This is a genomic window from Streptomyces sp. NPDC052101, assembly GCF_040680235.1.
In the GTDB taxonomy this organism is placed as follows: domain Bacteria; phylum Actinomycetota; class Actinomycetes; order Streptomycetales; family Streptomycetaceae; genus Streptomyces.
Genome location: NZ_JBFAWH010000073.1, coordinates 1 through 12,629 on the forward strand (window position 1 = coordinate 1; position 12,629 = coordinate 12,629).

10 protein-coding genes and 1 pseudogene are annotated in these 12,629 nt (G+C 72.6%); 5 read left to right on the forward strand and 6 right to left on the reverse strand.

Annotated features, from left to right (window positions below; all coding sequences use genetic code 11):
- Positions 1-1,491, reverse strand: a 1,491-nt coding sequence (locus tag AB0L75_RS42990; protein WP_365191743.1) for a cellulase family glycosylhydrolase, incomplete at its 3' end; no start/stop codon positions are given.
- Between the two features lie 125 nt (positions 1,492-1,616).
- Entirely contained in the window at positions 1,617-3,683 is a 2,067-nt protein-coding gene (locus tag AB0L75_RS42995) for a SpoIIE family protein phosphatase (protein WP_365191744.1), read from the reverse strand.
- A 171-nt stretch (positions 3,684-3,854) separates the two neighbouring features.
- On the opposite strand from AB0L75_RS42995, the gene AB0L75_RS43000 reads away from it, so the two are divergent.
- Together AB0L75_RS43000 and AB0L75_RS43005 are read left to right on the forward strand one after the other, a co-directional pair.
- On the forward strand, positions 3,855-6,314 hold the full coding sequence (locus AB0L75_RS43000; RefSeq protein WP_365191745.1) for a SpoIIE family protein phosphatase: 2,460 nt from the start codon (positions 3,855-3,857) through the stop codon (positions 6,312-6,314).
- An 84-nt stretch (positions 6,315-6,398) separates the two neighbouring features.
- Positions 6,399-7,202 (forward strand): maleylpyruvate isomerase family mycothiol-dependent enzyme, encoded by an 804-nt coding sequence (locus AB0L75_RS43005; protein WP_365191746.1) that lies wholly within the window; start codon positions 6,399-6,401, stop codon positions 7,200-7,202.
- 18 nt (positions 7,203-7,220) lie between these two features.
- Here AB0L75_RS43005 and AB0L75_RS43010 read toward each other — a convergent pair whose 3' ends face one another.
- A complete protein-coding gene (locus AB0L75_RS43010; protein WP_365191747.1) occupies positions 7,221-7,820 on the reverse strand; it encodes a TetR/AcrR family transcriptional regulator in 600 nt (199 codons plus the stop codon).
- Positions 7,821-7,933: 113 nt separating this feature from the next.
- On the opposite strand from AB0L75_RS43010, the gene AB0L75_RS43015 reads away from it, so the two are divergent.
- Positions 7,934-8,782, forward strand: coding sequence for an alpha/beta hydrolase (locus tag AB0L75_RS43015; RefSeq protein WP_365191748.1), 849 nt, complete (start codon positions 7,934-7,936; stop codon positions 8,780-8,782).
- Positions 8,783-8,831: 49 nt separating this feature from the next.
- Here AB0L75_RS43015 and AB0L75_RS43020 read toward each other — a convergent pair whose 3' ends face one another.
- Positions 8,832-9,593 carry a GNAT family N-acetyltransferase gene (locus AB0L75_RS43020; RefSeq protein WP_365191749.1) on the reverse strand — a complete coding sequence of 254 codons (762 nt, stop codon included), beginning with the start codon at positions 9,591-9,593 and terminating at the stop codon, positions 8,832-8,834.
- A 397-nt stretch (positions 9,594-9,990) separates the two neighbouring features.
- Here AB0L75_RS43020 and AB0L75_RS43025 point away from each other — a divergent pair, with 397 nt between their 5' ends.
- Entirely contained in the window at positions 9,991-10,557 is a 567-nt protein-coding gene (locus tag AB0L75_RS43025) for a dihydrofolate reductase family protein (protein ID WP_365191750.1), read from the forward strand.
- 33 nt (positions 10,558-10,590) lie between these two features.
- Here AB0L75_RS43025 and AB0L75_RS43030 read toward each other — a convergent pair whose 3' ends face one another.
- Entirely contained in the window at positions 10,591-11,382 is a 792-nt protein-coding gene (locus AB0L75_RS43030) for an SDR family NAD(P)-dependent oxidoreductase (RefSeq protein ID WP_365191752.1), read from the reverse strand.
- A 126-nt stretch (positions 11,383-11,508) separates the two neighbouring features.
- Between AB0L75_RS43030 and AB0L75_RS43035 the strand changes: the two genes are divergently transcribed.
- Positions 11,509-12,120 carry a TetR family transcriptional regulator gene (locus AB0L75_RS43035; RefSeq protein ID WP_365191751.1) on the forward strand — a complete coding sequence of 204 codons (612 nt, stop codon included), beginning with the start codon at positions 11,509-11,511 and terminating at the stop codon, positions 12,118-12,120.
- Here the strand turns inward: AB0L75_RS43035 and AB0L75_RS43040 are convergent.
- Positions 12,097-12,629 (reverse strand): annotated as a pseudogene (locus tag AB0L75_RS43040) (glycoside hydrolase); the annotation flags it as partial. The gene AB0L75_RS43035 and the pseudogene AB0L75_RS43040 sit on opposite strands and share 24 nt — an antisense overlap.

The window sequence follows — 12,629 nt, forward strand, 5'->3', positions numbered from 1 at the left end:
GAGCCGCAGCCCGTCCGGGCAGGCGGCCTTGTACGCCCCGGGATCCCAGTCACCGGCGGCCCGCACCCGCACCGACTCCACCGCGTCGCCGTGGTCGACGGCGAGCATCCGCCAGACCGGGACCGGTGCCACCGGACCGGTGTCGCTCGGCGCGGTCATCAGGTGCTGCCAGGCCGCAGCCCGCCAGTCGCCCGCGTCGAGGATGCCGGAGCGATGCCCCTTCTCGTCGTACTGCAGCAGCGCCCAGTCGTCGTGGCCCGCGAAGCCGACCAGCGGCCAGAAGGCGAAGTCGGTGTCGTGGCCGGCGAAGTAGTCGGTGAGGGTGCCGAACCAGGTGCGGGCGGCCTGACTCGTCTCGTTCGCACCGATGCCGAACTCGCTGACCCAGACGGGCGCGGTGTAGTGCCGGCCCGGTTCCTGGACGAAGAACGCCTCGTCCTGGAGCGCCGCGTACAGGTCGTCGCGGCTCAGGTCCTGGTAGCGGGGGTCGTGGGTCTCGCCGATGCCGGTCGCGCCGCTGTGGTGGGGGCCGGTGTAGCCGTAGAAGTGCGCGGAGTAGACCAGCTTGTGGGCGTCGACCAGAGTGTGGGACAGGGTGCGGGCGGGGGTCAGCACGGGGCGGCCGTGGGGGAGTCCGTCCACGGGTACGCCGGTCCAGTTGATGCCTTCGACGACGATGAGGAGACGCGGGTTCGCCTCCGTGAGGATGCGGTCGGCGGCGAGCTGGGCCGCGGCGTACCAGTCGTGGGTGTCGCCCAGGCCCCAGTTGGGGTCGTCCAGGACGTCGCGCCGTACCTCGTTGTACAGGTCCGCGCCCACGACCCGGGGGACGGAGGCGTAGCGGCGGGCCATGAAGACCCAGTCGTCGGCCCACGCCTGTGTCGACTGCGAGCTGTTCCAGCGTTCGTTGCCGTCGATGCCGCAGCACCAGCGCGAGGTGTTGGTGTGGTTGTTGAGGATCACGGCGAACCCGCTCGCGCTGAGCGCGTCGACCACGGCGTCGTAGATCTCCAGCGGTGTCCTGCCGCGCAGCCGGGGATTGGCGGCGACGGCGCTGTCGGGCACCGGAGCGATGCTGTGGATCATCTCGCTGGAGAACGGCAGCCGGATGGTGTTGATGCCCAACTGGTGAAAATCGCCGAGCAGTTGGTCCAGCGGAACCCGGTCCAGGCCGAGAGGTATGCCGTGCGAGTCCTGGCCGGCGTGATGGTCGGCGGGATCGTCGACGCTGCCGCTGCCCGTCCATGAGCCCTGCGCGCCGTCCCAGTTGGCGCCCTTCAGGCGGAACCGGTTGCCCTGGCTGTCGACGACCAGGTGGCCCCGGGTCGACAGCGGCGGAGACCAGGCGGCCGGGGTCGGGGCATCAACCGAGGGCGGAACACGCGCAGTTGACTCCGTTGGTAAGGCGGAGGCCGCGGTCGAGGTGGTGGTGACGAGCAGGAAGCCCGCGGCGGCGAGGGCCAGGCGCAGGGCGGCAGGTGCGATCGGCATCCGGGGAGCCCTTGACGGTAGGGGGCGGGGGAGCGCGGGGCGACCAGGGCGGCGATGCCGGCCCGGTGGGCGGAGTGTCCACCACGCGACACGGTTCAGGGAAGGGCCGCGTACTGCCCGGCTGCCTACAGGGCGCGGGCGACGAGCAGGGCCACGTCGTCGTGGTCGTCGGGGTTGCGCAGTCCGTACAGCAGGACGTCGCAGGTCTCCTCCAGCGGCCGATGCGGCTCGCCCAGGAGGTCCAGCAAGGCGTTCAGACGGTCGTCGATGGCGTGCTGACGGGTCTCCACGAGGCCGTCGGTGTAGAGGACCAGCAGATCACCGGGGTGCAGCGCGACCATCGTGGTCTCGAACCGTATGCCGCCGACCCCGAGCGGCGCACCCGCCGGCAGGTCCAGGAGTCTCGGCGGGTGGCCAGGGCGCGCGAGCGCCGGCGGCATATGGCCGGCGTTGGCGATGCTGCACTGCCCGGTGCGGGGGTCGTACACCGCGTACAGGCAGGTGACGATGTAGTGCTCCAGATCGCAGGTGATCTTGTCCAGGTGCTGGAGCACCGCGCCGGGGGCGAGGTCGACATCGGCGTAGGCGCAGGTGGCCGTGCGCAGCCGGCCCATGGTGGCGGCCGCGTCGATGCCGTTGCCCATGACATCGCCGACCACCAGGGCGGTCTTGTCGTCGGCCAGCGGGATGACGTCGTACCAGTCGCCGCCGACCTCGCTTGTGGCCTGCGCCGGCTGGTAGCGGGAGGCCAGTTCCAGGCCCGTGTGGTGCGGCGAGTGGTCGGGCAGCAGACTGCGCTGCAGGGTGAGCGCGGTGTTGCGGACACTCTGGAACCAGCGGGCGTTGTCGATGGCCACGGCGGCCCGGCCGGCGAGTTCGACGGCCAGGACGACGTCGTCCTCGTCGAACGGCGCCGGATTGCGGGTCCGCTTGAGGTCGAGGGCGCCGAGCACCTCGCCGTGCGCTATCAGCGGCACGGCGAGATACGAGTGGACGCCGGCCTGCGCCAGCAGGTCGCCGGCGGCGGCGTCCCGGGCGATGCGCGGCAGGTCGTGCGGCCCCACATGGCGTACCAGCACCGGCCGCCCGGTGTGGACGCACAAGGTGACCAGACGGTCGCCCGCATAGGTGGCGACATCGCCGGGAGCGTCGGCGGCGCCCAGCGCGACGGTGGGATGCGCCGCCTTCAGGGCGAGGGCGCGGAACAGCTCCGGGCCGTTGTCCGGTCTGGCCTTGCGACGGCAGGACAGCGCGGAGTCGAGGATGTCCACGGCGACCACGTCGGCCAGCGCCGGAGCCGCGATCTCCGCCAGTTCACGGGCCGTCTGCTCCACGTCCAGCGTGGTGCCGACCCGCGCGGAGGCGTCCGCGATGAGGGCCAGTCGCCGCCGCGCCCGGTCGGCCTCGGCCGCCGCGCGGTGCCGCTCGGTGACGTCGACGACCGAGGCGGCCGCGCCCAGGACCCGTCCGCCGGGATCCTCCAGCCGGTAGAAGGACAGCGACCAGGCGTGCTCGTGGCCGGGATCGGCCGGGGGACGGCCGACGTGGTACTGGTCCAGCAGGGGCGTGCCGGTGGTGAGCACCTGACGCAGGGCGGACTCGACGGTGTCGACGTCCGGGAAGGGCAGCGTCTCCCTCAGATGCCGGCCGATGTGCTCCTCGGCGGGAGTGCCGTCGATCCGCTCCAGAGCCGGGTTGACCAGGAGATACCGCAGATCGGGGTCGAGGAGGGCCAGGCCGATCGGGGACTGGTTGATGAGCTGCTCGCACAGCGCAAGATCGGTCTCCACGCGCTGCAGCAGCGTATGGTCGGCCGCGATGCCCAGGGCGTAGACGTCCCCCAGGTCGTCCAGCAGCCGCATGGTCCGGAACTCCGTCAGCCGGCTGCCGCCGTCCTTGTGCCGCACCGGGAACGCCCCGGCCCAGCCCCGGCCCGTCTCCAGCACCTCGGTGAACAGACTCACCACGGCCTGCAGATGTTCCGGGTGGATGAGCAGGCGCGCCGCGTGCTTGCCGAGGGCCTCCTCCGCGGAGTACCCGAAGAGGTCCTCGGCCTGCGGGGTCCAGAAGACGATACGGCCGCGGGTGTCCAGGGCCACCGCGGCCACGCTCAGCACATCCAGCAGCCCGGTGGGCCGGGGCAGCTCGGCGTGCTGCTCCTCGTGGCCTGCTTCGAAGGAGTCCACTGCCATGCCGGGTTCACCTCCACCGGCCGGACGGGCACGCGCGGGCACTGGCGACCGGTCCTTCCATGGTCGCCCCGGCCCCACCACACGGCGACGCGTCGGAGCGCCCGGCCACCTCGCCCCGTAGCCCTGCACGCCGGCGGAGAAACAGGCTCATAGTGGTTATGGGTGTCACTGATGGAATCTGCGCGAGAGGACTTCGCCGCAGCCACACCCGGGGGACCGGGTGATCTCTTCGACGCGTCCACCGACGCGGCTGCGGTGATATCGGAGCACGGCGTCGTGGTCGGCTGGACCCGCGGCGCCGAAGCACTCCTCGGCCACGTGGCGTCGGACGTCGTCGGCGCCTCCGCCGCGCGCCTGCTCGCCATGCCCGAGGACCCGGTGCGGCTCGCCGGTGTCGTGGCGCGGTGCCGCGCCGGAAACGGCTGGAGCGGGCAGACCGCCGTACGCCTCCGGGACGGGCGCAGCCTCGGCATCCAGCTGCGGGTCTCGGCGTCGTTCCGCGTCGGCGACACCGACTGCTTCCTGGTGTCGGCCCGCGCCCAGCGGCAGCGGTGGGCCATGGGCCAGTCGGTGCTGGACGGGTTCCTGACCCGCGCGCCGGTCGGCATGGCCGTCATGGACATCGAGCTGCGCTACATCTGGCTGAACGACACCCTGGAACGCTTCGGCGGGGTCCCCCGCGACGAGCGGCTCGGGAAGCGACTGAGCGAGCTGCTGCCCGGGGTGCAGGCGGAGGTCCTGGAGGGCCTGATGCGCAAGGTGCTGGCGACGGGCATACCGGTGACCGACTACGAGTACGTGGGCTGGAGCTGGGCCGACCCGAACCGCCGGCACGCCTACTCGACCTCGTTCTTCCCCCTGGTCGATGCCGTCGACGCCGTCACCGGCGTCTGCTACATGGTCCAGGACGTCACCGAGCGATGGAATGCCCGGCAGCTGCTGACCATGGTCAACGAAGCCGGCACCCGTATCGGCAGGACACTCGACGTGATGGAGACCGCCCAGGAACTCGCCGACTTCGTCGTGCCCCGCTTCGCGGACTTCGTCATCGTGGACCTGCTGGAACCCGTGCTCAGCACCGAGGGCCATGGAGCGTGGCTGACCGACGCGGGACCCGCGCCCGCCCGGCCGGTGATGCGGCGGGCGGCGCTGCGCTCGGTGCGCGAGGGCTCTCCGGAGGCCGTCGTCCAGATCGGCGAGCGGGTCGACTTCCTTCCGCCGCCCCACGACGCGCACCTGATCATCGACGGTGATCCGCTGCTCATTCCGGTCCTCGACCCCTCCGACGAGCTGTGGGCCACCCGGGAGCCCGAGCGCGCGCGACGCATCCGCGAGTACGGTCTGCACTCGCTCATCGCCGTGCCCATGCGGGCGCGCAACACCGCCCTCGGCCTCACCACCTTCGCCCGGTCGCTCAACCCCGTCTCCTTCGGGCCCGACGACGTCCTGCTGGCCCGGGAACTCGTGGCGCGGGCGGCGGTGTGCGTGGACAACGCCCGCCGCTACACCAGGGAGCACACGGCGGCGATCACCCTGCAGCGCAGCCTGCTGCCGCCCGCCCCGACGGGCGGCACCGCGCTGGAGGTGGCCTCGTGCTACCGGCCGGCGGACCCCTCCGGCGGCGTCGGCGGCGACTGGTTCGACGTGATCCCGCTGTCCGGCGCCCGCATCGCTCTCGTCGTCGGCGACGTGGTGGGCCACGGCATCTCCGCGGCCGCGAGCATGGGCCGGCTGCGCACGGCGGTCCAGACCCTCGCCGCCATGGAGATGCCCCCGGACGAACTGCTCGCCCACCTGGATGACCTCGTGCTCCGGCTGAGCGACGAGGAGGCCGCCGCCGGCACCGCCGCCCGGAGCACCTTCATCGGCGCGACCTGCCTCTACGCCGTCTACGACCCGGTCACCCGGCGCTGCGCGATGGCCCGGGCCGGACACCCGCCGCCCGTCGTCGTGGCACCGCACGGACCGGCCCGCTTCCCGGACATCCCCGCCGGACCCCCGCTCGGACTGGGCGGAATGGCCTTCGAGGCCACCGAGATCGAACTCCCCGAGAACAGCCTCCTCGGCCTCTACACCGACGGCCTCATCGAAGGCTGCGACCACGACGTGGAGCGCGGCATGTCCCGGCTCGCGCAGGCCCTCGCGCACACCGAGGACGACCTGGACGCGCTGTGCGCCTCCGCCGTGCGCACGCTCGTGCCCGTGCCGCAGTCCGACGACATCGCCCTGCTGCTGACCCGCACCCGTACACTCGGCGCCGACCAGGCCGCTTCCTGGGAGGTACCCCCCGACCCGGCCGCCGTCGGCGCCCTGCGTGCCCGGGCCACCGGCAAGGTCGCGGAGTGGGGCCTCGGCGCGGAGCTGGCCATGACGACGGAACTCATCGTCAGCGAACTCGTCACCAACGCCCTCCGCTACGCCACCCCGCCCATCCGGCTGCGACTCCTCCGCGACGCCCGTCTCACCTGCGAGGTCTCCGACGCCAGCAGTACGGCCCCCCGGCTCAGGCACGCCAGGAGCACGGACGAGGGCGGCCGCGGGCTCTTCCTGGTGGCCCAGCTCGCCCACCGCTGGGGCGCCCGGTACACCGCCGAAGGAAAGATCATCTGGGCCGAACAGGAGATCCGCTGAGCCAGGATTTGGCTTCGAGCGGACTCCAGCATCCAGACTGGCGACGACGGAAACCATGCCGAGCACAGAACAGGACGGCCGCCGATGGCAGCGACACACGGGGCGGGGCATCCCCTGCCGTACGACACCTACCGCGAGGCCATCGCCCGCGAGACCCTGCGCTTCGCCGAGGTGGTCAAGGACGCGGACCCGTCGAGCGCCGTACCCTCCTGCCCCGACTGGACCCTGGCCGACCTCACCCGGCACGTGGGATCGCTGCAGCGCTGGTTCAGCGCCCTGCTGACCCAGCTGGTGCAGGAGCCTCCGCGCAGCCGCGACGTCGAGCTGGGGCTGCCGGAGGACGTCCGGGACCATCCCGACTGGGTGGCGGCGGGCGTGCCCGGCGTGGCGGCCGTCCTGCGGGACACGGATCCCGACGCACCGATGTGGGTCTGGGGCGAGGACCGGCACGCGCGGTTCTGGGCCCGCCGCATGCTCTTCGAGACGCTGGTGCACCGGGTGGACGCGGAGCGCGCCCTCGGCCTGACCTCGGACATCGACCCCGCGCTCGCCGCCGCCTGGCGCCTGAGCCACCTCACCGAGATGCTGTCCCTGCGCGCCGACCACACCGCCGGCAGCCGCTCGGCGACCCGGGAGGGGCACTCCGTCAGCGGGGACGCCGCCGGCGCGCTCGCGGCCTTCGGGACCGGCGCCGCCGCCTGGCGGCAGGCGCTGCTGAGCGCCGACGACGCGGCGCTGGACACCGTGGGGTACTGCGCCTACCCCTACGGCAGTGACGCGGAGGAGCCCTTCCTCGACATCGTGTGGTGGGTCAACCAGGAAGTGCTGCACCACGGAGCCGAGATCGCCCTGCTCCGCGACCTCTACCGGGCGAGCCGGCCGACCTGACGGCCCCGGCCGGCTCCCTCACTCCCCGGCCAGTGCCGCGCGTACGATCGCCGCGGCCGCCGTACCCGCGGCCCGCACCGGCTCGGCGCTGCGCGCGGCCCGGCCGAGCATGAAGGCGCCCTCCAGCAGGGCGATGACCGAGCCTGCCGTCGCCCGGGCGGCGGGCTCGGGGATGCCGCCCTCGGCGTAGTAGGCGGCGAGATGGTCGATCCAGCTGTCGAACACCTCCGAAGTGGCCTGCCGCAGCGTCTCGTTGGTGCTCGCCACTTCCATCGCGACCGTGGCGATGGGGCACGGGTCGGCGAAGTCCAGGTCGGCCAGGGTGCCGGCCGCGGCGGCGAAAGCGTCGGCGGTGGCCGCCACCCGGTCCTCGTACGGCGTCATGAGCGTGGTGATGAGCCCCAGGTAGACGGCGCCCGAGGTGCGGATCACCTCCTCACCCAACTGGGCCTTCCCGCCAGGAAAGAAGTGGTAGATCGAGCCGAAGGGGGCACCGGCCGCTTCGGCGATCTGCTTCATCCCGGTGCCGGTGTAGCCCGAACGCCGGAACAGCTCGGTGCCGGCGTGCACGATGCGCCGCCGGGTCTCATGGGTGCTGATGGCCTTGCCGTCGCTCACGGGTGGCACCTCCGGGCAGCCTCTGTCGCCAAAGGACGGTCGGCGCCTATTCTGTCACTAGAACGATCTATCAAGACGCAGTCATGGCGGGCGACCGGGGCGGAGGCGCGGGCATGCCGGAGATCGAACTGAGCGCGGGAAGCATCGACTACCAGGACACCGGAGGTGACGGTCCCGCCGTGGTCCTCGCCCACGGCCTCGGCTTCGACGAGTCGGTCTGGACCGATGTCGTCTCCGCCCTGCGCCCCGACTTCCGTGTCCTGGTCCCGGTACTGCCCCTCGGCAGCCACCGGCGTCCGATGCGGCCGGACGCGGACCTCTCCGCGCACGGCGTCGCCCGCCTGCTGGCCGAGTTCATGGACCGCCTGGACCTGCGCGACGTCACCCTCGTCCAGAACGACACCGGTACGGCCCAACTCCTCGTCGGCGTACGGGACGAGCGCATCGCGCGGCTCGTCCTGACCTCCTGCGAGGCCCTGGACAACTATCCGCCCGGCATTCAGGGCAGGATCCTGTCCGTGGTCTGCAAGGTCCCCGGTGGGATCTTCCTCCTCGTGCAGTCCTTCCGGCTCCCCGCCCTCGACCGTATGCAGACCTCCCTCGGCGGAATGGCGAAGGCGCGGCTGCCGAAGGAACTCATCGCACGCTGGTACGGCCCGCTGCTGACGGACCGCCGTATCCGCCGGGACTTCGCCAAGTTCCTCCGTGCGACCCGGAAGGACTGCTATCTGCGAGCGGCCCGGCACCTCCCGGAGTTCACCCGCCCGGCGCTGGTCGCCTGGGGCGCCGAGGACCGCATGATGCCGCCCGCGACGGGACGCCGGCTCGCCGAACTGCTGCCGAACTCCCGCTATGTGGAGATCCCCGATGCCCGCACCCTGGTCCAGCTGGACAATCCGGCCGCCCTCACGGACGAGATCCGCCGCTTCGTCGAGGACCACCCCGTGCCCGGGGAGAGCTGACTTCGTGCGCCGGCGAGGACGCGGTCCCCGTCCTCGCCGGCCGCGCGGGTCACCCTTCCAGGGAGACGTACAGACGCGTGCCGCCGGGCCGGAAGCCGACCCTCTCGTACACGCGACGGGAGCCCTCGCCCGAGTACTCCAGCCACACGGATTGTGCTCCGCGCCCGAACATGGTCGCGGCCAGCGTCGAGGTGACCGCGGCCGCGATACCGCGCCCTCGGTATGCGGGAAGGGTGCCCACGCCCGCCAGTTCGGCGGTGCCCTCGGCGGGTGCCGAGCAGAGGGCGCCGCCGGCGCAGCCGCCGCCGGGGGCGCGGACGAACCGGACGGCCCCGCCGCTGTCCTCGGTCCGCCGCAGCCGTGCCGCGCTGCCCGGGGAAGGCTCCCATTCGCCGCCGAAGGCCTCGGCCAGCGCGATGTCGATCGCGGTGTAGTCGGCGTCCGTGGCCGGGGCCGCCACCTCGACCGGACCGGCCGAGCCGGGGCCGGGCACGGTCAGCGTGTCGGGGGTGCAGACCAGGTACTCGTGCACCGCCTCGGCGCCGAAACCCGCCCGGCGCAGCGCGGGTTCCACGGCGGGCGCGGCGTCCGGGGCGAACTCCAGCCGGGGCTTGAGCCCGCGCTCACGGAACGCGGCGATCAGGTCGGCGACGTCCCGGTCGGTGGGCTCGGCGCCGGGGACGGGGGTGGCGTAGTTGATGTGCGGGCTGGTCGTCGAAGGGTCGAACCCCACGACGAAGCCGCCAACCTCCTGTGCCGCCGGGCGGCGCAGGAGGTTGGCGACGGCAAAGCTCTGGACATCGGTGCGCACTGTGAAGACCTCACGGTGAAGGCGGCCACGGGCGGCTGGGGCCGGGGCGTGGCCGGGGATACGGGAACGGCCTCTGCGAGGAGGCGGGCGGTGTGTGGGACACCGCGTCGTCGGACCGCCGTGAGAAAACGCGAGGGGTACCGGAGAGCGCTGCTTCGGGGCAGACGGCTCAGTACCGACGGCGGCCGCTGGGCAACGCCGCAATCATGGACTTCAGTCCTTCAAGAGAAGTAATGGGATGTGCTGTCGAGCACAGTGGATCTTTCCACAGCGCGGGAGGGACTGACAAGCGGGCTCCGAGACATCCCGGGCGATGTGTCGAGGCGCGCGTGTCCCGTTCGACGCTCGGACGGAGGCGCGAACCGCCTCGGACGGACGGACCGAACAGGGAGACGACATGAAGATCCGTGCCCGCGTGAGCATGAGCGCCGACGGCTATGTGACCACACCGGCCGGCTGGCCGGCGCTGACGGCCGACCCGGCTTTCGTCTCCGGTGAGAGCCACGGCATCCGGGAGTTCCTCGAAGGGTGCGAGGCGGCGCTGATGGGCCGTACCACCTTCGAGCCCGCGCTGACCAACAGCCGCTGGCCCTGGCCGGACCTCGATGTGTTCGTGCTCGGGTCCCACCGGCCGGCCGGCAGCCCGGACCACGTCGTCACCGACCATGACCCGGAGCGGCTGCTGGAGAAGATCCGCGCGGCCAACCGGGGCGGTGACGTCCACCTCGTCGGCGGCCCGCGCACGATCCAGACCTTCTACGCCCTCGGCGCCCTCGACACACTGGAGCTGGTCGTCGTGCCGCTGCTGTTCGGCGGCGGGACGCGGCTGACGCCCGCGCTCGACCCGTCCGTCGGGCTCGCCTTCCGGCGTGAGCGCGCCCTGCCGGGCGGGTCCGTGGAGATCGTCTACGCCTGCGAGGGCAGCCGGTCACCGCTGCCGGACGCTCCCGCGAGCCAGCGCTGAGCCACGGCGACCGGAGCGGGCCCGACAGGTGCCTCAGCGGCTCGAACGCTGCGCGGCCACGATCGCGTTCACGACCGGCTCCGCGCCCGCCCGCCGCTGCACCCGCTCCGCGAAGCCCGGGAACTGCGACGCGACCTTGGTGAGGAACCGCAGCTCGGGCGGTGCCACATTGACCTCGGCGACATCGCGTTCGATCGCCCGTACCACGCCCTTGCAGACCTGCTCCGGCGAGACGGTGCGGACACCGCCGGGTGTCGACGAGCCCGTCTTCGCGAACATCCCCAGCTCGCGTACGAAACCGGGCTGGACGATCGAGACGCCGACGCCCGTGCCGTGCAGATCCTGGCGGAAGGCCAGCGAGAAGCCGCGCAGCCCGAACTTCGTCGCGGTGTAGAGGGACGACGACTTGGTGGCCGCCATCCCGGACAGGGAGCCGACGAAGCAGATGTGGCCGTGTCCTGCGGCCACCATGCCGGGGGCCAGCAGCCGGGCCAGTACGGCGGGGGCGCGCAGATTGACCGCGAGGGCCCGGTCGATCTGTTCCGGCGTGTAGTCGAGGACGTCACCGCTGGAGGGCAGGGCTGCGTTGGCGATCAGGATGTCCGTGCCGACGGCCTCCTCGGCCAGCCTCCGCACGTCGTCGGCGTCGGCCAGATCGGCCTCGATCGTCCGGGCGCCGTAGCGCTCGGCGAGGGGTTCGAGCGCCTCGGCCCGTCGGCCGGTGAGGACGAGGCGGGCGCCCCGAGCGGACAGCTCTGCGGCGAGCGCGCCGCCGATGCCACCGGTGACGCCGGTGAGCAGAACGGTTGACCCGGCAATGTGCACGACCATCCTCCAGTCCTGTTCGTTCGAACGAACACTAGGGAGCCCGGGCCGCCTTGTCCACCGCTCCGGACGATCCGCCACCCGGCTCCGGCCGCCGTGCCTGCCGGTGATGGAAGAATGCACACCATGCCGCAAGCCGCTCACCCCGCCCCGATGCGCCAGCGCATCATCACCGCCGTCCTGCGGATCATCGGCGAGGACGGAGTCGCGGCGGTCACCAACCGGCGGATCGCCAAGGAAGCGGGCGTGTCCCTCGGTTCGGTCACCTATCACTTCGAGACCCAGCACGAGCTGCTGCGGGAGAGCCTGCTGTCCTTCGTCCGCGAGGAGGCGCGGCACTTCACCGAACTGGCCGAGCAGTGCCAGACGGAGGGCCTCGCCGTCGAGGACGCGGCGTCCCTGGCCGGCCAGGTCGGCTGCGGTTCCGCGCTGGACAGCGCCCATCTCGCGCCGTTCGAGCTGTACCTCCAGGCCGGGCGTGACGAACGGCTGCGGGCAGCGGCGGCCGAGGCGTTCCGGGCCTACGACCTGCTCGCCGCCCGGATCCTCACCGCGCTGGGCGTCCCGGACGCCGAACGCCTGGCCGCCACCACCGTCGCCCTCGTGATGGGCCTGCAACTGCGGCGGCTGGCCACCGGCAGTCCCCTGGACGACCTGGTCGACGCCCTCCTGCTGCTTGTCGCAGGGGCCGCCGACCGCCCGTCCACGGCTGCCTCAGGGGAGTCGGCGGCACAGTAGGGCGGCGGGCCCCGGGCGACTGCCCACCCGGGTGGTGTAGGCGATTCCGGCGGCGTATTCGCCGTCCCCGCACTGACCCTTGTAGTCGCCGTAGGCGAAGTCACCGCCCGCGGCGTCGGCGGGCCGGTTGTCGGACCGGTCGAACCACACCGTGCGGCTCGCTCCCGCCAGCGGGCTCCGGGCGGGCACGCACAGAGCCGCCGACACCCGCTCGCCGCGGGCGCTGTGCCCGATGAGGAAACTGCCCTCGGGACACTGCAGCTTGGTGTACCCCGACGCCCAGTCACCGCCGGCCGGGACATAGCGCTCGTCGGTGACGACCGTCTGGCCGCCCGAGGCGGCCCGCAGATCGGCCGGGCCGCCGCCGGTGCTGTCGGTGCACAGGCCTCGGCCACTGGTGTGGCCGAGGCCGATGAGCCGCAGCCCGTCCGGGCAGGCGGCCTTGTACGCCCCGGGATCCCAGTCACCGGCGGCCCGCACCCGCACCGACACCACCGCGTCGCCGTGGT